The sequence below is a fragment of the Paenibacillus sp. FSL P4-0338 genome, assembly GCF_038002365.1.
Classification (GTDB): domain Bacteria; phylum Bacillota; class Bacilli; order Paenibacillales; family Paenibacillaceae; genus Paenibacillus_AQ.
Genome location: NZ_JBBOCG010000001.1, coordinates 3988534 through 4008932, shown reverse-complemented (window position 1 = coordinate 4008932; position 20399 = coordinate 3988534). Strand labels below are relative to the sequence as shown.

General features: G+C 53.5%; 19 protein-coding genes. 10 read left to right on the top strand and 9 right to left on the bottom strand.

The genetic code is table 11. The features are described from left to right. Positions 1 to 5 precede the first annotated feature (5 nt). Entirely contained in the window at positions 6 to 1346 is a 1341-nt protein-coding gene (locus MKZ07_RS17640; protein WP_341026832.1) for a DUF6385 domain-containing protein, read from the bottom strand. Positions 1347 to 1618: 272 nt separating this feature from the next. Here MKZ07_RS17640 and MKZ07_RS17635 point away from each other — a divergent pair, with 272 nt between their 5' ends. The 3 genes from MKZ07_RS17635 (at position 1619) to MKZ07_RS17625 (ending at position 3604) form a co-directional block, all read left to right on the top strand. Next, complete coding sequence (locus MKZ07_RS17635; RefSeq protein ID WP_341026829.1) at positions 1619 to 2155, top strand: hypothetical protein; 537 nt, start codon at positions 1619 to 1621, stop codon at positions 2153 to 2155. 23 nt (positions 2156 to 2178) lie between these two features. Further along, positions 2179 to 2757 carry a hypothetical protein gene (locus MKZ07_RS17630; protein ID WP_341026827.1) on the top strand — a complete coding sequence of 193 codons (579 nt, stop codon included), beginning with the start codon at positions 2179 to 2181 and terminating at the stop codon, positions 2755 to 2757. Positions 2758 to 2932: 175 nt separating this feature from the next. Further along, positions 2933 to 3604, top strand: a complete 672-nt coding sequence (locus MKZ07_RS17625) for an alpha/beta hydrolase (RefSeq protein WP_036701749.1) — start codon at positions 2933 to 2935, stop codon at positions 3602 to 3604. A 179-nt stretch (positions 3605 to 3783) separates the two neighbouring features. Here MKZ07_RS17625 and MKZ07_RS17620 read toward each other — a convergent pair whose 3' ends face one another. After that, positions 3784 to 4812, bottom strand: a complete 1029-nt coding sequence (locus MKZ07_RS17620) for a LacI family DNA-binding transcriptional regulator (RefSeq protein WP_341026825.1) — start codon at positions 4810 to 4812, stop codon at positions 3784 to 3786. 116 nt (positions 4813 to 4928) lie between these two features. On the opposite strand from MKZ07_RS17620, the gene MKZ07_RS17615 reads away from it, so the two are divergent. Then, entirely contained in the window at positions 4929 to 6629 is a 1701-nt protein-coding gene (locus MKZ07_RS17615; protein ID WP_341026823.1) for an alpha amylase N-terminal ig-like domain-containing protein, read from the top strand. A gap of 59 nt (positions 6630 to 6688) precedes the next feature. Here the strand turns inward: MKZ07_RS17615 and MKZ07_RS17610 are convergent, their stop codons facing one another. Then, entirely contained in the window at positions 6689 to 7798 is a 1110-nt protein-coding gene (locus MKZ07_RS17610) for a M23 family metallopeptidase (RefSeq protein WP_341026820.1), read from the bottom strand. A gap of 230 nt (positions 7799 to 8028) precedes the next feature. Between MKZ07_RS17610 and lipA the strand changes: the two genes are divergently transcribed. Both lipA and MKZ07_RS17600 read left to right on the top strand, forming a co-directional pair. Then, complete coding sequence (lipA, locus tag MKZ07_RS17605) at positions 8029 to 8934, top strand: lipoyl synthase (RefSeq protein WP_036701741.1); 906 nt, start codon at positions 8029 to 8031, stop codon at positions 8932 to 8934. Positions 8935 to 9420: 486 nt separating this feature from the next. Next, positions 9421 to 10158 carry a YutD family protein gene (locus MKZ07_RS17600; RefSeq protein WP_084649106.1) on the top strand — a complete coding sequence of 246 codons (738 nt, stop codon included), beginning with the start codon at positions 9421 to 9423 and terminating at the stop codon, positions 10156 to 10158. 235 nt (positions 10159 to 10393) lie between these two features. Here MKZ07_RS17600 and MKZ07_RS17595 read toward each other — a convergent pair whose 3' ends face one another. The 4 genes from MKZ07_RS17595 to ylbJ form a co-directional block, all read right to left on the bottom strand. Beyond that, positions 10394 to 11845: a S41 family peptidase gene (locus tag MKZ07_RS17595; RefSeq protein ID WP_036701739.1), complete on the bottom strand. Its 1452-nt coding sequence runs from the start codon at positions 11843 to 11845 to the stop codon at positions 10394 to 10396. 34 nt (positions 11846 to 11879) lie between these two features. Then, positions 11880 to 13058, bottom strand: a complete 1179-nt coding sequence (locus MKZ07_RS17590; RefSeq protein WP_051494082.1) for a stalk domain-containing protein — start codon at positions 13056 to 13058, stop codon at positions 11880 to 11882. 241 nt (positions 13059 to 13299) lie between these two features. Continuing rightward, positions 13300 to 14097 (bottom strand): NAD kinase, encoded by a 798-nt coding sequence (locus MKZ07_RS17585; protein ID WP_036701738.1) that lies wholly within the window; start codon positions 14095 to 14097, stop codon positions 13300 to 13302. Between the two features lie 132 nt (positions 14098 to 14229). Further along, positions 14230 to 15501: a sporulation integral membrane protein YlbJ gene (gene ylbJ, locus MKZ07_RS17580; RefSeq protein WP_036701736.1), complete on the bottom strand. Its 1272-nt coding sequence runs from the start codon at positions 15499 to 15501 to the stop codon at positions 14230 to 14232. Positions 15502 to 15984: 483 nt separating this feature from the next. On the opposite strand from ylbJ, the gene MKZ07_RS17575 reads away from it, so the two are divergent. Further along, positions 15985 to 16368 carry a globin domain-containing protein gene (locus MKZ07_RS17575; RefSeq protein ID WP_036701735.1) on the top strand — a complete coding sequence of 128 codons (384 nt, stop codon included), beginning with the start codon at positions 15985 to 15987 and terminating at the stop codon, positions 16366 to 16368. 29 nt (positions 16369 to 16397) lie between these two features. Further along, positions 16398 to 17102 (top strand): DUF2225 domain-containing protein, encoded by a 705-nt coding sequence (locus MKZ07_RS17570; protein ID WP_235218589.1) that lies wholly within the window; start codon positions 16398 to 16400, stop codon positions 17100 to 17102. Between the two features lie 121 nt (positions 17103 to 17223). On the opposite strand, the gene MKZ07_RS17565 is transcribed toward MKZ07_RS17570, so the two are convergent. Further along, positions 17224 to 17454 (bottom strand): hypothetical protein, encoded by a 231-nt coding sequence (locus MKZ07_RS17565; RefSeq protein WP_036701733.1) that lies wholly within the window; start codon positions 17452 to 17454, stop codon positions 17224 to 17226. After that, positions 17451 to 17642 (bottom strand): YycC family protein, encoded by a 192-nt coding sequence (locus tag MKZ07_RS17560; protein WP_036701732.1) that lies wholly within the window; start codon positions 17640 to 17642, stop codon positions 17451 to 17453. The genes MKZ07_RS17565 and MKZ07_RS17560 overlap by 4 nt, the downstream gene beginning before the upstream one ends. 105 nt (positions 17643 to 17747) lie before the next feature. Between MKZ07_RS17560 and MKZ07_RS17555 the strand changes: the two genes are divergently transcribed. Both MKZ07_RS17555 and MKZ07_RS17550 read left to right on the top strand, forming a co-directional pair. Beyond that, entirely contained in the window at positions 17748 to 19547 is a 1800-nt protein-coding gene (locus tag MKZ07_RS17555) for a M3 family oligoendopeptidase (RefSeq protein WP_036701731.1), read from the top strand. A gap of 360 nt (positions 19548 to 19907) precedes the next feature. Then, a complete protein-coding gene (locus tag MKZ07_RS17550; RefSeq protein ID WP_235218588.1) occupies positions 19908 to 20315 on the top strand; it encodes an O-methyltransferase in 408 nt (135 codons plus the stop codon). The last annotated feature ends 84 nt before the right edge of the window (positions 20316 to 20399 follow it).

Sequence of the window (20399 nt, the reverse complement as noted above, 5' to 3'; positions counted from 1 at the left end):
TAGGTTTACGTTCCTTGTGCATCAAAAATAACATTAAGCGTAGAAGCTGCACCCGACGTGGCGGATTGATAAGAGAGGCGGGTGTATTTCAGGAAGCGGGCAGGCACAATTACGTCTACAGAACCTGCTGCCAGCGGGTTGTCTCCGGTCGTATCGACGAAATAGTTGGTTCCGTCTGCACTGATCTCGACCCGAGTATTCACCGGATTGGCTCCGGTATTCACAATGAAGTAGGAATAGGTGCCAAGGATACTGGTGTTGTTATCAGGCAGCGGCGTATAGGTATCCGAAGTGGCAATTGCCGTTGTAGGCAGTTCAACGAAGCTGCGCTGGGAAATGGAGGTTACGCTGCTCAGTGTACCAGCAGTGATCGTCGCGCCAAGCACGCTAGTAATCGTACCGTCTAGCAGGTTAGTCACTGTACCAGCGGATGTTAGTGTACCAGCAGTGATCGTCGCGCCAAGCACGCTAGTAATCGTACCGCCGAGGATGTTAGTCACTGTACCAGCCGAAGTTAATGTACCGGCAGTGATCGTTGCACCAAGCACGCTAGTAATCGTACCGTCTAGCAGGTTAGTCACTGTACCAGCCGAAGTTAATGTACCGGCAGTGATCGTTGCACCAAGCACGCTAGTAATCGTACCGTCTAGCAGGTTAGTCACTGTACCAGCCGAAGTTAATGTACCAGCAGTGATCGTTGCACCAAGCACGCTAGTAATCGTACCGTCTAACAGGTTAGTCACTGTACCAGCGGATGTTAATGTACCGGCAGTGATAGTCGCACCAAGCACGCTAGTAATCGTACCGTCTAACAGGTTAGTCACTGTACCAGCGGATGTTAATGTACCGGCAGTGATAGTCGCGCCAAGTACGCTAGTAATCGTACCGTCTAACAGGTTAGTCACTGTACCAGCGGATGTTAATGTACCGGCAGTGATAGTCGCGCCAAGCACGCTAGTAATCGTACCGCCGAGGATATTAGTCACTGTACCAGCGGATGTTAATGTACCGGCAGTGATAGTCGCGCCAAGCACGCTAGTAATCGTACCGTCTAGCAGGTTGGTCACTGTACCAGCAGATGTTAATGTACCGGCAGTGATAGTCGCGCCAAGCACACTAGTAATCGTACCGCCGAGGATATTAGTCACTGTACCAGCGGATGTTAATGTACCGGCAGTGATCGTTGCGCCAAGCACGCTAGAGATGGTGCCGTTCAAAATGACGGTGGTCAGGTTCCCGCTGGCATCCGTAGTTAACGGCCGGTCAATCAGAGTCGAGGGGTCACGGCCAAAAATAAGTGTGCGCAAATTATCGGGGTTCGCCTGAAATGAACTGAAATTTGGCAAATGGAGTCATCCTTTCTGTGGGCAATTTCTGCCGTCAGCCTGCTCATGAAAAGACCCAAACCGTCGTCTGGGTCCTTAAGCACGTATAGGCTGCCGGGTTAATAGAGGGAAGCATGAGTTGGGCAGGACCATTCGAATGGTGTGATATTAGGATATGGAGCTTTTAAGAGAATGACTGGGTTAACTCTGCAAAAATACGCAGCCGCCAAACAACCTGCCGGACAGCCTCGCATACTATGAAAATATGCTAGACCGACAGAAGGAGTGAGAATATGCCGAATGAGACTGTATTTAACCAGAACAGCCAGCCGCTGTATACCGAGCAGGTTAACACCTATATTGCACCCGGGATTGATACTCTGCCTGAAGCGGGAGCTGCGATGTCAGGTTTATTGCTTGGAATTCCTTTTGCCTCCACGGTGGGTACTTCCACCCCGCTTGTCATGCAGGTAGCTAATCCCGGCGGCAGCGGACGTACCTTGTATATCTCCCGCATTATCGCAAGCACGGGCACAGCGTCGGTCACTTTAACACTACTGCGCAATGCGACGGTGGGGGGCTCTACTGTTACTCCGGTTAACTATAACTTCGGGAGTTCGGTCACTAGCGTCAGTACTGCCCGGACCGCAACGGCTGCGCCTACAGGTTCTCCGGCGACATTAATGTCAATGCTGCTGGTCCTAGGTCCGGTCATCCTTAATATGGACGGCAGGATTATCCTGCCTCCCGGCAACTCGCTCACGATATCAGTAACGATTGCATCAGGGAGTACTGCGGCAACAGGCAACATCAGCTGGTGGGAATTTTAGAGCGAAAGGGGAGAGGATGAACAATGCCCAATAACTACGTAATCAATGACAATGACCAGCCGGTCTATGTGGAAATGACGAACACCTTCCGTGCCTCGGATATCAGCGTCCCGCCGGAGATCAGCGCTTCGCAGGCAGCCGTATTATTCTCGGCGAATGCCTCGAACTCGGCAACGATTGTGCTGTCGCTTCTCTCGGCAGTCATTTCAGTCCGGATCAGTAATCCTGCGGGCAGCGGCCGGACCTTGTATCTGTCCCGGATCAGCGGCAGTATCGGCGGCACCTCGGTGCTGACCTCGATCTCAGGCAGCTTTACCATTGTCAAAGGAGGGACGATTTCTTCGCCGTCCACGGTGACTCCGGTGAATAATAATCAGGCCAGCTCAGCAGCCAGTTCCATGACTGTCCAGTCCTCCACCGCAGCTATTTCCGGGGGCAGCGTGCTAGCGAATGTTCAGATTGCGCCGGGTGTGTTCAGTCCGGCTTTTACCGGCAGCATTATTGTCCCTCCGAACAATGTCATCAGCATCAGCGTAAGCTCCTCAAGCGCGGCAGTCGGGACGATTATATCTGCATTAAGCCTGAACTGGTGTGAGAGATAGCAGACCAGTGCTTCAGCACCTCAATAGATGTTTCACGCTAGACATTATCCTTCTGTCTCTCGCTGAAACGGTACTGTCGCTTATAGGACGCCGGAGCCGTGCACACTTGACTTCAGGGCAGTTAAGGTTTATTTTTCTATAAATGGATGAATTAGAGGATTGGGGAGAAGGAAGCATGGAGAGCTGTCTGTTTATACACGGCTTCACCGGAGGTGAATACGAGATTTCTCCGCTTGCGCAGTTTCTGGAGCGCAGCGGCTATGTGTCCAGAATGTTTACCTTGCATGGACATGGAGGCAGCAGAAGGGAGCTGCTCCATTCAAGCCGGGGGGACTGGCAGCTAAGCGCCGAGGAGGAACTGAAGCAGCTATTCTCAAGCTCCGAAAAAGTACATCTGATCGGCTTCTCTACCGGAGCGCTGATTGCATCGCGGCTGTCTGTTCAGAATTCTTCCAGGATTCAGTCGCTCACCTTGTTGTCTACCCCGGTGTATCCGCTGAGCCCGCCCGAGATTCTGCGTACGCTGGTCCGCCCGGAGATGCTGCGGAATTATCTCAGCAAATGGGGCTCTACACCCATGAAGGCCACGCGGGAGTTCCAGCGGCTGGTTCGTGAGAGCTTCGAGGTCTATCCGCAGCTGGAGGTGCCGACCTTGATTGTACAGGGCAGGCGGGATCATCTGGTGAGATTCAAAAGTGCGGACTATCTCCGGCAGACGATTCCCTCGGAACGCACACAGGTGCTGATTATGGAGCAAAGCGGGCATATGGTCTGCCACAGCGGCGAGAGTCCCGCTATGATGGATGAAGTGCTCCGGTTCATCCGCCGCTCGGGCGAGTCCGGATAAGCCAAGAACCCTTCCAATGCTGGAAAGGGTTCTTCTGTCAGTCGCTGCTTCTATGATTATACGTTGACATTGAGGAGGGGGCATGGTATTTTCAACTCAGGGAAACCGGTTTCCCCTAAAAAGGGATGAGTACCTTCCTCCTGCTATTCTACTATTCCGTTATTTCGTGATTCTGTTAGTTATTCCGCAGCAGCCCCGCCGCTTCGTTTGGAAGATAACCGGGGAATCAACTCCGGCTCCAGCAGTTGTCCGCTCACGGCAGCTTCTTTGTTATCCAGTTTGTCCATCAATAGCCGTCCTGCGGATGCGCCGAGCTGGAAGGTATCCATATCGAGTGAAGTCAGCGGAGGAGTGGTATAGGGAGACAAGGGATATTCATCGAACGTGGCAATGCCCAGCTGTGAAGGAATAGAGATATTCAATTCACGGGCCGCCTGCAGTACACCATAAGCAGAGAAGTTGCTCATGCAGACGATGGAGGCGGGGGGACTTGCACTCTGCAGCAGCTGCATGGCCGCCTGGTAGCCATCCTCCTCAACCGCCCGGCCATTGATGATCCAGCCGCTGTGCACAGCCATTCCCGCCTCACCGAGTGCCCGCTGATAGCCGGCTGCACGGCGCAGGAAGAGCGGCTCATCCTTCTCGCCGCCGATGAAGGCCACAGACGGGTAGCCCTGGTCCAGCAGATGCCGGGTCAGCATGAATCCGCCCAGCTCATTATCGCAATCGACCCAGATTCCCGGAGCGTTGATCTCACCGATGGAGATATAGGGGAACTGAAGCCGGTTCAGCTCCGCACACAGATCAGGAGTCAGCACAGAAGTGTTGGCAATAATGCCGTCCACCCGCTTATTCAGCACCAGCCTCTGCAGGAAGTGTCCCTCCGCTTGGTCATGCTGGATATTGGCAATAGTCAGCTCATATTTCAGAGGACCAATGATGCTCTCCACCCCGCCGATAATGTTATAAAAGAACTGATTGAGAAACTCGCTTTCCTTGGACATATCTATCAGGATAGCTATCGTATTGCTGCTCTGTCTGGCAAGTCCGGTGGCGATGCTGCTCGGGGTATAGTTCATCTGCTTGATGATGTCCCGGACCCGGGCCTTCGTTTCCTCGGATATTTTGGGAGAGTCGTTCATCACCTTGGATACAGTGGATTTAGCGACACCCGCTGCCTGGGCGATATCCTTAATAGTAACTTTCATAGCTTTCCCTCCCGTCCTTACGGTGTGTTACGCCCTAATGGCGAACTTTGTTCTACCTGTCATAATAACACAGTTGCTCAGGCTGCTCTACGCGGCATAAAAGGAGACTATACAGTATGCTTACCCGGTTATTCGTATATCACACAGCGGAGGACCCCTTCGCCTTCCCGGCAGGCCCCCGCCTGCTCAAACTCAGACTATTCGTGCAGAGCGGACAGTCCTTGTCCTGCACGGTTGTCCACGCTGACCGTTATGATTCACCCGGCCATGAGCTTCCGCAGGAGATGGAGCGGGTTGGCTGTGCCGGAGCGTATGACATACATGAAGCCCTGGTCCCGGCCGAGACGGGCAAATGCCGGTATCTGTTCCACATCGGGAATCCCGCAGGCGAATACATGTGGTATGGGGAGCGGGGAAGCTCAGAGAACAGGGAGCAGGCGGGTGCTTTTCAATATGCCTATATTCACCGCCCGCACGCCATCGCGCTGCCTGCCTGGAGTTCAGGTGCAGTAGTCTACCAGATTTATCCCGAGAGCTACCATCAGGGGAAGCTTCAAGGCATTACTGACAAGCTTACATATTTGCAGCAGCTTGGCGTAACTGCTATTTATATGACGCCTATCTTTGATTCGCCTTCCGGGCATAAGTACAATACTTCGGATTACTATAAGGTAGACCCTGGATTCGGGACGCTTGAGGATCTGAGGATGCTGGTCGGGACTGCACACCGGCTGGGGATGAAGGTTCTGCTGGATGCGGTCTTTAACCATTCCGGCGATACCTTCTTTGCCTTCCGGGATGTCCTGGAGCATGGGGAGGCCTCGCGCTACAAGGACTGGTTCTTCATCCATTCCTTCCCGGTCACTACTACGCCGGCTCCCGGCTATGAGACCTTCGCCAAGGCAGAGACGAGTATGCCGAAGCTGAATATGGATCATCCCGAGGTAGCAGATTATATGATGGACGTAGCCAGGTATTGGGTGCGGGAAGCGGGAATTGACGGCTGGAGGCTGGATGTGGCCAACGAGGTGACTCCGGCCTTCTGGACAAGACTGCGGCGGGAGCTGAAGGCGGAGTTCCCGGACCTGCTGCTAATCGGCGAGATTATGCATGCTTCCGGGCCTTGGCTGCGGGGAGACCAGTTCGACGGCGGCATGAATTACCTGCTGCGGGATGCGGTGTTGGAGTTTTTTGCAGCGCAGTCTGCGGGGCCGGCCCGGTTCATGGAACAGCTGCTGCATCAGGAGGCCTTGTACAATGATCAGGCCAACTCGGCGATGTTCCAGCTGCTGGGCAGCCACGATACGCTGCGCTTCCTGACTGCCTGTAAGGAGGGGGGCCGGGGCTGGGACCGGGAGACTACGGCGATGAGCCGGATGCGGCTGGCTGTCTTTTTCCAGATGACTTATATTGGGCTGCCGATGATATATTACGGGGATGAGGTTGGAATGGAAGGTGCTACGGACCCGCATTGCCGGCGGCCGATGCTCTGGGAGGAGCAGGATCAGCACACCGGACTGCTGGAATGGTACAAGCGGCTGATTTCCCTGAGAACAGAGCATGAGGTGCTGCGCCGAGGAGCCTTCCGCCCCTGGTTCACAGATGAGACACGGGGTATCCTTGGCTATGTCCGGCGCAGCGGGCAGGATCGGATGGGGCTGATTATCAATAATTCCCCCAACCGCTACCATCTGGAGCTGCCTGCCTACCGTTCGGACACCAAAGTGCTGACAGAGCTGTTAAGCGGACTCACCCTCCGCAGCTCAAGCAAAATTCTAGTCGACATCGAGCCGTTTGGCTGTCTGATGCTGCACTAACCTGTAACCTCTGTCCCGGGCAAAAGCGAAACGGAATCTGGGTGCGCAGCATGCAGGTGTTATTTCTTCTTTTTGTTTTGTCGCAGCAGCCGGAATTCCTTGTTCTCCCATTGCTTGAGCAGCGGGTAAGGATCGAAGGCCCATTCGGTAATGCCGCGGTCACGGTAGATGCCATAATGCAGGTGGGGCGGGAACTTGCCCTGTGTGCCCGGACTGCCGTAGCCGGAGCTGCCGACCCAGCCGATGGTCTGTCCCGGAGTGACAATATCCCCTCGCAGCAGGGACTTCTCATACCCCATCAGGTGGGCATAATAATGGTAGCGGTTCTCGATATCGCGGATACCGATGCGCCATCCGCCGTAGCGGTTCCAGCCCTTGGTCTCAACAATGCCGAAGCAGGTGCTGCGCACCGTCAAGCCATGCGGCGCGAACAGATCCGTGCCTTCGTGGATGCGCGCTCCGCCCCAGCTCCGGCCGGTTCCCCAGGTGCTGCGGTAGGCATAATTGTTCCCTATCGGCAGCGGAAATGCACTGCCGGACAGGTCCAGCCGTCCGAAATGCTCATATAGCTTGGCGAACTGGGAGACGCGCTGAGCGGCCCGCCCGTTGTGATAGTACTCCCAGATCCCTATATTGAAGTCCGTAGCGGAATCTCCGTACTTGAGCAAGTGGCTGGCCATGCTGTAGAGCACATCGGCATCGCTCTCGGGATCGGCGATGCCGTCCCCTGAGCCGTCCAGTCCGAAGCCGCCGAAGAAGCGGATCGAATCCGGCTGCTTATCGTCCTGATCCGGGTTCAGCGGACCGGACCATACGGGCGACGGAATCATAATTCCGGTAAGCCGTGACTTAGCCGCTGCAGAAGGGTTTTCTGCGGCGGTTGTTTTTTTGCTCTTCCTGGCGATGGACCGTTCGTACTGATCGATGGCAGCGAAGCGGTACCAGGGAATGCCGGTTGCCGCGCCCATCTGCTCAAAGAGCTGCTTGCGCTCAGCTGCGGCAGTCTCTTTGCTGTCTGCGGGAGCAGGACTGCCCGAGCTCAGTTCGGGAATTTTATGATAACGGGCAGCTTGAGCACTTTCGGCAGGACTACCGCTCCAGAGCAGGGCGGCGGCAGACATGCACATCAAGGTTCTGCGGGTGTAGGGGCTCTTTAATAAGGCCAGCATGATCTCATCCTCCTGCGTTTGGGCGCATGAATTGCATATATGTTTGCGGAAGCGGCACCCGGGTCAGGTGCTTTTCTATAGATTGAAGCAAAAGGACTTTTTTTATCCATGACCGCTCCAAGGTTCACAAAAACAGGCAAACGCCTACTTCACATGCTATAATATGAGGCAGCAACTTTTGACTGTAAAAATGACATTGACATTCAGATCGAAAGCGGGGTCTCATCACTTTGACTAATCGAACAGCCAAACAGCCCAAGCCAGACTGGATCAAAATCAAGTTAACCACCGGTGAGGAATATCAGGAAATCAAGGGTATGATGCGCTCGAAGACGTTACATACCGTATGCGAGGAAGCACGCTGCCCGAATATTTATGAATGCTGGGCTAACCGCACGGCGACCTTCATGATTCTGGGGGATATCTGTACGCGCGCTTGCCGCTTCTGTGCGGTGAATACAGGCCTGCCGACCGAGCTGGACCTGCTGGAGCCGGAACGTGTGGCAGAGGCTGCCGAAGGCATGCAGCTTAAGCATTGTGTGGTTACAAGCGTCGCCCGCGATGATCTGAAGGATGGGGGGGCGGCGATTTTTGCCGAGACTGTGTCTGCGATCCGTAAGCGCCTTCCTCTATGCAGCATTGAAGTGCTGATTCCTGATTTTCTGGGAGACCGCGAGAGCCTGGAGACCGTGATGAACAGCCGTCCGGATATCCTGAACCACAATATTGAGACTGTGGAACGGATGTCAGACCGTGTCCGGGCACGGGCCAAATACCGCCGTTCCCTGGAGCTGCTGCGCCGGGCCAAGGAGATGAAGCCGGAGATTCCGACCAAATCGAGCATTATGCTTGGCGTCGGTGAAGAGTGGGATGAGATTCTGCAAGCGATGGATGACCTTAGAGCCGTGGATTGTGATATATTGACATTAGGACAATATCTTCAGCCTTCGCCGAAGCATCTGAATGTGGAGAAATACTATCCGCCCGAGGAGTTCGCGGTGCTGAAGGAAGAGGGCCTGAAGCGCGGCTTCAGCCATGTGGAGGCCGGCCCGCTGGTGCGCAGCTCTTACCGTGCCCATGAGCAGGTGAAGTCTGCTGCCGTGGCCCGTGAGGCGCGTGCTGTTTCACAGGCATAGATAACCAACCGCCAGCGTAGCGCCATACTACGCAATTGCCGAAGCCTTGGTTCTTTATTAGAATTTGCTGTGCAAATTCCCCGCATGACGAAGTCACAGGCAGTTTTTTAGGTTTAAAAGGTTTAGGTTTTAAGCTTTATGGTTTTAAGGTTTTAAGCTTTTAAGCTTTAAGGTTTTCGGTTTTAAGAGGTTTTAAGAGGTTTTAAGAGGTTTTAAAAGGGGTTTGAAAGGCTGAAAGAACCAATGCCGCAATAGCGGCGAGGTTCTTGGGTGGCGGTTGCACCCCCTTTCGCGTTGATGGAGTCATGGAGAGGGATTTTGAAATTGTAGGAGCGGCAGCGTCCGCCTTTGTGTTCTGATTTCAACCGCTTAGCGGTTAAATGGAGGAAATCAGAACACAACAGCGGCCGGAAATTCAAAATCCCGCGGAATGACGGCTTATCAACGCGCCCCCCCAGATATTATTGAAAGGCAGGCGACACACGCTTGATCGTTATAGGTGGAAAAGGTTACGAGCTGATGCTCGATCATAAGGACGGCTGGAACCCGGAGGCTTTTCGCGGAAGATACAGCGAAGTGCTGGACCGGTACGATTATATAATCGGAGACTGGGGCTACAGCCAATTGCGCCTCAAAGGCTTTTACCGGGATAATCACCCTAAAGTGAACCGGGACACGGCCATCTCAGGCATGGTGGATTATATTAACGAATACTGTAACTTTGGCTGTGCGTACTTTGTGCTGCATAAGCTGAAGGAGTCCCCGCAAGAGGGAACCTTCAAGGATATTCTGATCAAGGAAGTACCAGAGCCCGGGTTAGATGATGATCTGGAGCAGGAGGATGAACCGGTTGTAAGTATAAAAGAACACCGGGATTCGCAGGCGAAGGGTACAGGCCGGGACAGAGATGCCTCAGGCGGCTCGGGCCGGGAGCATGCAACCAAGGACAGACCGGTGCGTGAGCATCAGAGCCGGAATCACCGCAACAAAGAAGGCCAGGGCAAGAAGAATCATAAAGAGTTCCAGGGCAGAGGCCAGCAAGGCCAGCCGAATAATAGCAAGCAGAACAGAGAACACAAAGACAATCATTCCAACCGGCCTAACAAGCAGGCGAACCAGAATAAGCAGGATAGACCGGAGAAGCAGGACAACCAGAACAGACCTGATAACAACCAGAACAAGCAGGACAGACCAGACAATAACCAGAGCAAGCAGGACAACTAGAACGATAGCCATGGGGGACAGCCTGTACCCCTCGGTTTCTCAATGTAACTCAAAAAGCCTCTTCAGCATTGGCTGAAGGGGCTTTTTCTATTAGGAGCTGACGTGAATAGCGTGTACTCTGAATGTATGCGAAAAACAGCATACATTTGCTGGCGCGCAGGCGTATGGCCCGCATGCAGGAATCCCACCCATCCTAACGGATAAGTGGGATTCCTGCCGCGTAAGCGGGCAAATTCTATTTCACAGCTAATTTCAGCTGTTTCAGTGAAGCATTGTAGCTCCATACGAGCGCAGGGAACTTATTCTTGAAGGCATTCAGTTCGATGAAGGTCTCACCGTCCTGGTACAGCGCCTCTTTGGAAGCCAGTGAGAACCCGGATACGTTACCGGCACCGGTGGTCAGCAGCACCTTTTTGTTCTTGGCATCCCAGGAGACTTCATTCTCCACAAGAGCAGACAATATACGAGAAGCGGCGTACACCTTATCGCCCTGTTTGATCAGACCTACATTTCCGGCAAAAGCGATGCCGTTGATATCAAGAATATGATGGTCTCCAGAGGCGACAATCTCCTTCATCCCGGCGATTTGCAGAGCGGTAATCAACTGGGCGGTTTTGCCCTTGACCTCGATATCAGGCGCAAGTCCGATATGGTTGAAGTCCTCCTTGTTCGGAGTCAGATACTTCATGGTGGTCAGCTTCAGCTCGCCGCCGCCGGACATAGGAATCAGGCTCTGAATCCGTGCCTTTCCGTAAGAGCGTGTGCCTACAACTGTAGCCAGCTTATTGTCACGAAGTGCACCGGTCAAGGCTTCGGAGGCGCTGGCCGTATATTCATTGGTCAATACGACCACAGGCACGCCGATTTTGCTGCCGTTTGTAATTGCGACCGGCTTCAGTGTACCGGTCTGGTCGGAGGTGTACATCATAATGCCGGCATCCATGAACTTGGAGACGATATTCTGAGCGCTGTCCATGTAACCGCCCGTATTATCTCGCAGATCAAGAACCAGTGATTTCATGCCGCCTGAACGCATTTTGTCCAGTGCTGCGGAGAATTCCTCATCGGCCGTCTGGGTGAACCCGTTGATGGAGATATAAGCAATTTTGGAGCTAAGCATCTTGCTGGTCACGGAGCTTGTAGCAATTTCACTGCGGGTTACCGTATAGGATTTGTTAGCCCCGTTTCTCTGAATCAGCAGAGAGACCTTCGTGCCCGCTTTGCCGCTCAGCTCATCGCCATTCGTCTCAGCCACCCGCACCCCATTGATCTTGAGAATGGAGTCGCCGCGCTTTAGTCCCGCGGCCTCAGCCGGGGAACCGCTCATGACCTCTTCAATGTATAGCTCTTTGGACGTATACATCAGCCGGACACCGATGCCGACATATTCCAGATCAACCTGATGACCAAACTCCGCAGCCTCCTCCTTCGTAAAGTATTGGCTGTAAGGATCGTCCAGTGTATTGACCATACCGTCAATCGCACCGCGGATAAGTGTATCCTGGTCCACGCCTTCGACATTGTAATACTCCAGATATTGCATAATTTCATTGATGATCTCCGTCTTCGAGGCTTGGGCCGCTTCCTTAGAGGCAGCAGTGTCTGCCGCTGAAGCAGCAGGGGCCCAGGCGATGGATAGCGCCAGACAGCCGCTTAAGAGTGCGGTAACGATTTTGGCTGATTTCATGAGTTCATGACATCCTTTAGATGAATTTTTGAATTTAGGACTGCGCGTCGAAGCCGATATGGTAAGTGGTGTCGATTGTCCAGCCACCGCTCTCCGGCTTCGAGAGCAGGAGGATCAGAGACTGGGTATAGGTCTCCTTCGATTCACCGTCCGTAATGACCACTTCCGTATAGACTGCGGCTTCATAGTCAGTGTAATAGAAGACATTGGAGGAAGATACCGCATAGCTTAGATCATAGGTTTCGAAATAATCACGCAGCTCCTCTTTGTAAGAGTCATCCTCCTCCTTATCGTACGAGGTCATCACGGCAAGGACTGCATCTGCATTGCGGGCATTCATACTCTGGTAATATTTGCTGAGCGTATCCTTAATCCCGGTCTGATCGCCCTGAGGCAGCACAGCGGGCTTCATGCCTTGTTCGCGCGTCAGCAGCACGGAGGATTCCTGCAGATCCATAGCAGAGATCCTCCAGGCGCCGTTTTGACGGACCAGCGTATATAAGTATTCGTACTGCTCATCCGGTGTATAATACCCGCCGGTCCGTACTGCTTTTTCGACAGAATGGACTGTAGCTTCGTTGCCCGTTAGACTGAGCACTTTAAGACTCTCGATCGTGTTCTTGATGTCATATAGCTCGAACTGGGAATTCATATCGCTTAGAGCTTCCGTTTGGTCTGCCCCTGCATCGACAAGCGAATAGAAGCTGCTGGCCTTCTCTTCATTATAATATTGGTTAGCTAATTGAATAATTGCCTTGATCTCCTGCTCACTGGAGGCGGAAGACGGCGATACGGTGATCTTCACGCTGCGGCTGGCCGAATCCCAGATTGCTGTGCCCCCGGTGGCTTCGGCAATGAAGCGTAAGGGTATGTAAGTGGTCCCGGCGTTAGAGACAGGAGCAACTGTAAGCTGCTTGACGGTTCCGTTGACGCTGGCCCGCTTGCTGCCTACCTTAAGGCTGATAGTAAGGCCTGTTCCCGTGCCGGTTACCGTGCCCGTCTTGGAGTCCCACAGCACCTTCAGACCGAGCTTCTCAAATACAACCCGGAAAGGCACAAGCACCGTATTATTCTTAAGATAAGGAGTCCCTGCTGTGAAGGCAAGGTTACTGCCGTTAATATACACCTTAATGGGTTTGTCTGCGGCAAAAGCGGGAACCGCGAGCACAAGGGCCAGCAGGCTGATGCCTAGCAGGGATACTAATTTCTTCAATAGATTCGCTCCTTCAAATAGAAAACTTTGTAAAATAGAACCATTATACCATTTGGAAATTCCGTCTGTCTATTTATTCTGCGGGATGCTGCTAGGCTCAATAGAGTTCCTGTCAGCCGGCATGATAAAACCGGAGATCGGGGGCATCTCCGGCTTTATATAAGGGTATCCAGTGGGATGCGTACTGTCCCCGGAAGGGCGCAATGCCATCCTCGCTTGTCCATGAGAATCAGGGATCAGATTAGACTAAGAAGGCTTCCCTGACTCGGTTCCAGAAGGGGAAGGGGCGGTAACGGGCGAAGCTGATTTTGTGGTCCGCGACCTGAGCACGTACCGAAATCAGATCATCCACCGGAATATTATTATGGTCAATGGTCAGCAGCAGGCGCTGATCCTTGCGCGAGAAGATATCGCAGTGATGATGCTTAGGCAGCAGCAGCGGCGATCCCATGGTCCGGAATACCCGGTTATTAATGGAGGCAATTTCAGCAATCTGCAGCGCCTCGATCGAGGGGTGCACCATAGCGCCTCCCAGACTTTTGTTATAAGCAGTACTGCCGGAAGGTGTGGATACACACAGGCCGTCCCCGCGGAACATCTCAAAGGTCACATCATTAATATCCACCTGGATCACAACCGTCCCGTCCACCCCCTTAAGGGTGAATTCATTCAGGGCAATGTGCTTGCTGGAGCCGGATTTCTTATGTATTTCCAGTTCGAGCAGCGGGTACTGTACGATACGGGGTTTATGCGGCCCAACCTCTCCGCACATATAATCAATCAGGGACGGCAGCTCTTCGGCCTGCCAGTCCGCATAGAAGCCCAAATGGCCGGTATGCACGCCAACAAAAGCGAGGTTCGGGATCTGATCGATAAACGTATGAAAAGCGTGCAGCATCGTGCCGTCACCGCCAATAGAGATCACGATTTCGGGTGACTTGGCATCCAGCTCCAGATTCCGGCCTTGCGCCAGCTTGTGAAATTGCTCCGCTAGTTGGATGGATAATTCATCTCCGCGGTCCAGAACATAATATCTCAAGATGTACAGGCTCCTTTGTCTAATTCAGTCATACACCGATCATAATCAATCTTGAACCGGAACACAATATTAGCACTGTGAAAAGCCGGAATCCGCTGCAGTGCTGCAGCGGCAGAGCCATGACATATTGAACTATCTGCGGCGTGCATAGGGTTGCCGCCACAGCTTCCCCAACAGGAAGACCACCAGCGACAGGGCCAGCATGACTGTGAGCAGAAGACAGAGTAGGCTGATGCTGCTGAGCAGGGCTACCTCTGGAGCGGCCAACCCGGAGGCGGCGGGTAGAGCGGACCACTGACCAGCCAGGCCCGAGCTGACTACCGGCTTCCAGAGCAGGAGAAGCAGAACTGCAGAGAGTAGGGCATGCACCAGGCGGGCGGCCATGAACGGGAGATAGCGCAGTCCGGTACCGTTCAGGATACTGGCGACCTGCGCATGAACCGACAAGCCGCCCCAGGAGAGAATGAACGCTGCCGCAGCAGCCTTGAACTGCAGCGGAACGCCTCCGGCAGCTTCACCCGCCGACCTGGCACCAAGCGTCACTTCGAATAAGCCGCTGACCAGGGCGGCGGAGAGCTCAGGCGGGAAGCCGGCCAGCGACAGCAGCCGTCCGGTCATGCTGAACAGGGCGGACATTACACCGGAGCGGGCGAGCAGCTCCATCAGCACATTGAAGAAGACAACCAGGCCGCCGACAACGATGATGAGCTGGAGCGAGGAGGTGATGGCACTTTTCAGTAACTCGCCGAGACTTCTGCCGTCTGCCCGGCGCGCATGTGCCATCGCGTTCAGTGCAGCCCGCAACCTTCCGGGGCCTTGTCCTTCCGGAGACGCAGAAGAACTGCCTGAATGAGGGAGGGGGAGGGTCGTAGCTGCTTCTTCCGGCCTGCCCCGGCCATGGAAGGACATCAGCAGACCTACGATGAGTCCTCCCCCGTAATGGGCAAGGGCAAGCACAAGCCCCAGAGAAGCGTCATGAAAGAAGCCCACAGAGACCGCGCCCAGCAGAAAAATCGGGTCCGAGGAGGTCGTGAAGGCGACGAGCCGCTCGCCCTCAATTCTGCTAATCATTCCCTGCTCGCGCAGCTTGGCGGTTAATTTCGCGCCGACAGGGTATCCTGATACATATCCCATCGCTAGGGCGAAGCCGCCGCTGCCGGGTATATTGAAGAGCGGGCGCATCAGCGGATCAAGCAGTGCGCCGAACAGATGGACAATGCCGAAGCCCAGCATAATTTCAGAGATGACGAAGAACGGAAACAGTGAGGGAAACAGCACATCCCACCAGACAGCGAGCCCGCGCAGCGCCGCATCCAGAGAACTTGCGGGATGCACCAGCATCAGCAGCATACAGCCCGCCAGCACGATCCCGAGCAGCGGGCTTGCGATTTTGTTCAGAGTCATCGGTTTCTCGCCTCCAGTTCTATGCTTAGTTGTATGCCGAAAGTTGGACAAACAGCACAAAAAAACGAAGAAAACGGTTACATTTACCGGTGCTTTTTCACTGAAATTATGGTATTATAAACTTAATTAATGCACATCTTGTTGAGTTAGATTTTCAGGGATGGAGTGATGGTGATGAGTGTAGTTGCCGGAGTGCTCGTTTGTGCTTTTGTATATGTGATCCGGGTCTCCCTTGTCCCGCCTGGCGATGAAGATTTTAGAACATACTGATTAGCTTACGAGCGCTGAACTCCGGTTTGGCGCCTTTTTTTGTCTGAATTTTGAAATAATCTGGGCTTTCTGTTGCACACGGGCAGCTTACTGGTCTTCTTGTCCTGGAATAAGGGGATGTCTTAAGGCAGGGATAACCGTGCAGCGCGTTTTTTGGTATAATGATAAGCAACTGCTTATCAGATTAATATGGAAGAAGGCGAAACCTCCAAAATGAATCCGAAAGAGAGCCTGTATGACAGCCTGGGAGGCGCTGAGGGGATACACCGTCTGGTGACTGTGTTCTATGCCAAGGTGCAGCTTCACCCGCAGCTCAGCCCGTTATTCCCTGAAGATATTACTCCGGTGCTGGAGAAGCAATATCAGTTCTTGAGCCAATTCTTTGGAGGCCCTGCCCTGTTTTCCGAGCAGCACGGCCATCCCATGATGAGAGCCAGACATATGCATGTCCCCATCACTCCTGCTTTGGCGGAGGATTGGCTCGCTTGCATGAAGGCGGCGCTCGAGGAGACCGGTGTGGAGGAGTCCCTGCGTACGTTTGTCCTGAACCGGCTGGCGGGTCCCGCCCATCATTTTGTCAATATGCCCCATGAATAAAGTGTAGTTGTGAAAGGATGAGGGCCCCCGTGCCGGAATTAATACCGCTTTACTCGATTAAGGTTACCTGCTGTAACTGTGAACATGAATTTTCAACCTCAAGAGTACGTCCCAGCCTCAAAAAAGCCATCCGCCGCGATGCGGACTTCTGCTCCTATTATAAAGCGGAGAATCCCGATTATTATGTGGTTCGGGTCTGTCCGAAGTGCGGCTTTGCCTCCACGGAGAATTCAGCAGACAAGCTGGGGGACTGGCAGCGCAAGTCCTTCGATGCCCAGGTAGGAAGACGGTGGCAGGCCCGCAGCTTCGGAGAGAAGCGTAACTGGGAGGAGGCTCTGGAGACTTACAAGCTGGCACTGATCTGCGCGCAGAGCATTAAGGACAAGGAACGTATTATAGCAAGCCTGCTTCACCATATTGCCTGGCTGTACCGGTATCAAGGGGATACGGTGCAGGAGCAGCGCTTCCTGACCTATTCGCTGGATGAGTATGTGAAGGTGTTCGAGAATGATTCATCCGGTGGTAATGATGCGCGGCTGATGTATCTGATTGGCGAGCTGAACCGCCGGATCGGCAATTTCGCTGCTGCTGTGCGGTGGTTCTCAAGGGTCATTAATGACCAGCGGATTACGGACGCGGCCATGATCCGGGCTTCACGCGAGCAATGGGCCATTCTGCGTGAGCAGATGCGCGGGCTGGACGTTGATCCGGACGGGCTTCCGGCAGGTACATAGAGGGCTTAGTGAAGGTGTTAAAGCGTCTATCCGTTATACCGGAACGCAAAAAAGGCGTAGAAGGGATGCCTCTTCTACGCCTCTGCCCGCTTAAGCGGGGCGAACTTCCGGGTACCCGCGCTTAGCGGACCGCCCGGTCAAACAACAGGTAGTCATTGTCATTATCAATGACGGTGGGACTTGCACTGCAGCAGGGAAAGACCAGTAGCTTTTTTTTGCCGTCACGCACGTGCTGCAGCTCCTTAGGCTTCATCGGCAGAAGAACATTCTCCCGGTCGCAGAAGGGGCAATATTGCACGTACATGTCGCCAAGAATAATGTCATAAGGCCAGGTATGGCTGAAGGGGATCATTGCTTGTCCTGCTCGTCAGAGGGAGCAGGCGCGCTGCCTTCGGGGGTATCGCTAGCGGCCTTCTTGGATAGTTCAGCGATCTTTTGGAGCAGGATATGTTGGGGCATATGCATCAGGTGTTCCAGCGGAACGCCAAGTTGTTTCGATAAGGTGATGGCCGTCTCCGGCGATATTTGCAGTGGCTTCATTAGGAGGCCCTCCTTACAATTAGTGGAGTATCATGATTCACTTTACCATGGCTATACCGTAATTACAAAGAAAACTACTCTATAACGAAGGAATGGTGAGTATATATGAAACAACCGTTATCACTGACATGGGAACTGGAATCGATTTTTCCGGGAGGCTCTGCTTCTCCGCAGTTCGAGAGCTTTCTGAGCGTGCTCGAATCCGATATTGAACGCCTGCGCACACAGGTGGCTGCTGCTTCTGCACCGGCTGATGCGGCTTCAACGAAGGGGCTTGACCCGGTTATTGAGCTGCTGCAGAGCTGTGCCGGACGCCTTACACAGGCCTCAGAATTCGCCGGTTGTCTGGGTGCGCAGAATCAGCTCGACAAAGGGGCGGTGAGACTGTCCTCCAAGGTAACGGGGCTGCGTGCCGGATATGAGGGCATCAGCTCTGCCTTCGATAACGTGCTGCGTCAGACCTCTGACCCGGTATGGGCCGAGTGGATGGCCCGGCCGGAGATTGCCCCGCTGAATTTCGTGCTCAGTGAGAGCCGGAATCTGGCCCGTGAGAAGATGAGCCCGGAGCTGGAGAGCCTGGCACTTGAGCTTGCAGTTGACGGCTATCATGGCTGGAGCGAGCATTATGAGACGATTGTCGGACAGATCCAGATTCCTTGTGAAGAAGACGGGGAACAGAAGCTGCTCTCTGCCGGGCAAGCCTTCAACAAGCTGGCGGATGAGAATCCTGAGGTCCGCCGTACGATGTTCCGCAAATGGGAAGAGGCCTGGGGCGGCGCGGCCGACTATTGTGCAGATACCTTGAACCATCTGGCAGGCTTCCGCCTGAAGCTGTATAAGGGCCGCGGCTGGGAGGATGTGCTGAAGGAGCCGCTGGGCATCAACCGTATGTCCCGTGAGACCTTGGATGTCATGTGGGACGTCATCACGAAGAGCAAGCCTGCCCTGGTATCCTATCTGAAGCGCAAAGCAGAAATTCTGGGTCTGGAGTCACTCGCCTGGGTCGATGTGGATGCGCCAGTCGGCAAGTCCTCCGGCAAAATTCCCTATGAACAAGCAGCCGCCGACATTGTGACCCAGTTCCGAAAATTCAGTCCGAAGCTGGCGGATTTCGCCGAGCGCGCCTTCGACAAGGATTGGATCGAGGTCGAAGACCGGGCCGCGAAGCGTCCGGGTGGCTTCTGCGTCTCCTTCCCGGAGAGTAAGGAATCCCGCATATTCATGACCTACAGCGGTACGCCGTCCAATGTATCCACACTTGCGCATGAGCTGGGTCATGCTTATCATTCCTTCCTGCTGGAGGACCAGCCGTTATTCAACCAGAACTATGCGATGAACGTGGCGGAGACAGCTTCTACCTTTGCGGAAGTCATTGTGTCGGATGCGCAGGTGAAATCTGCGACGGACAGTGAAGAGAAGCTGGCGCTGCTTGAAGCGAAGATCCAGAACAGTGTGGCGTTCTTCATGAATATCCATGCCCGTTTCCTGTTCGAGACCCGCTTCTATGAGAAGCGCAAGGCAGGCCTTGTAAGCAGTGAGGAATTGTCCGCGCTGATGGAGGAAGCCCAGAAGGAAGCCTTCTGCGGGGTCCTTTCCGAATATCATCCGCATTTCTGGGCGTCCAAGCTTCATTTCTATATCACAGATGTGCCGTTCTACAACTTCCCGTATACGGTAGGGTATATGTTCAGTACCGGTCTATACCGGCTTGCGCTGCAAGAGGGGGCTTCCTTTGCTGGCAAATATGACAGCCTGCTGCAGGATACCGGAGTGATGACGCTGGAGGAGCTGGTGTCGAAGCATCTGGGCGTTGATCTGTCCAAGCCGGATTTCTGGCAGGGGGCTGCGGATTTAATCGTTGCCGATATTAGTGAATTCCTGGAAATGACAGAACAATGCGGCTAAGAATTTGTCGATAATGAGACGAATTGGTTTTTTGCAGTAAAATGATGGCGGCTAAATATGGTGTGAATGCGCAAAGACCCCGTTTTAGGGGTCTTTTTATGTTGTTTATTTGTCGATAAATGGCGACAAAAGTTTGTATTTTGCTATAAAAACTAAATAATTTGCGCATTTATAGGGATTATAACCCAATTATGTTGAATAATGTTGTATGTGTCAAATTAGTACCCTATAATGAGCCTAAAGCCTTATTATAAGCGCTGCTAGATCCACGAAATTCAGACAACTGCTTACGAAGCAAGTGTTGTGTGAGGCAGAGCCATGAGGCTGCATCACCCACAAGACTTTTAGGAGGAAATGCATGTGAGGACGGAACAATTATCGCTTGCAAGACAGATTGATCTGGTATTTCATGAGCTGCAGGAGGAATTGTCAGGACTGAATTCAGGGACCGTATTTGTACAGATCAGGAATAATGTCATCGGCAAGTTCGGGGTTCGCCACAATCCGCTCGCCGGACGCAGCGGAAGCTTCGCATCCGAGCAGGAAGGGCTGACTTCCGGACAACAATCCTCATTCCGTGTCATGGCGCTGGAGAGCCTGAAGTATAAGAAACGGTGGACGCATGGAGAGATCAGCTACGAATTTGCTGTACGGCAGGGAATGGTGGTCGTGGACGCCACACTGGAGTCCAACTACAATATGGCGAACCTGATGATCCGCTATCCGCGCAGCAGTCATGGTGATACCTCGGATCAATCCTTCGGTTAAGTCTATATAAATATAGAAAAGCCCCCCTGCGCTTCGACGAGAAGCGCGGGAGGGCTGTGAAGCTGCTTTGGTCTATGCCTCACG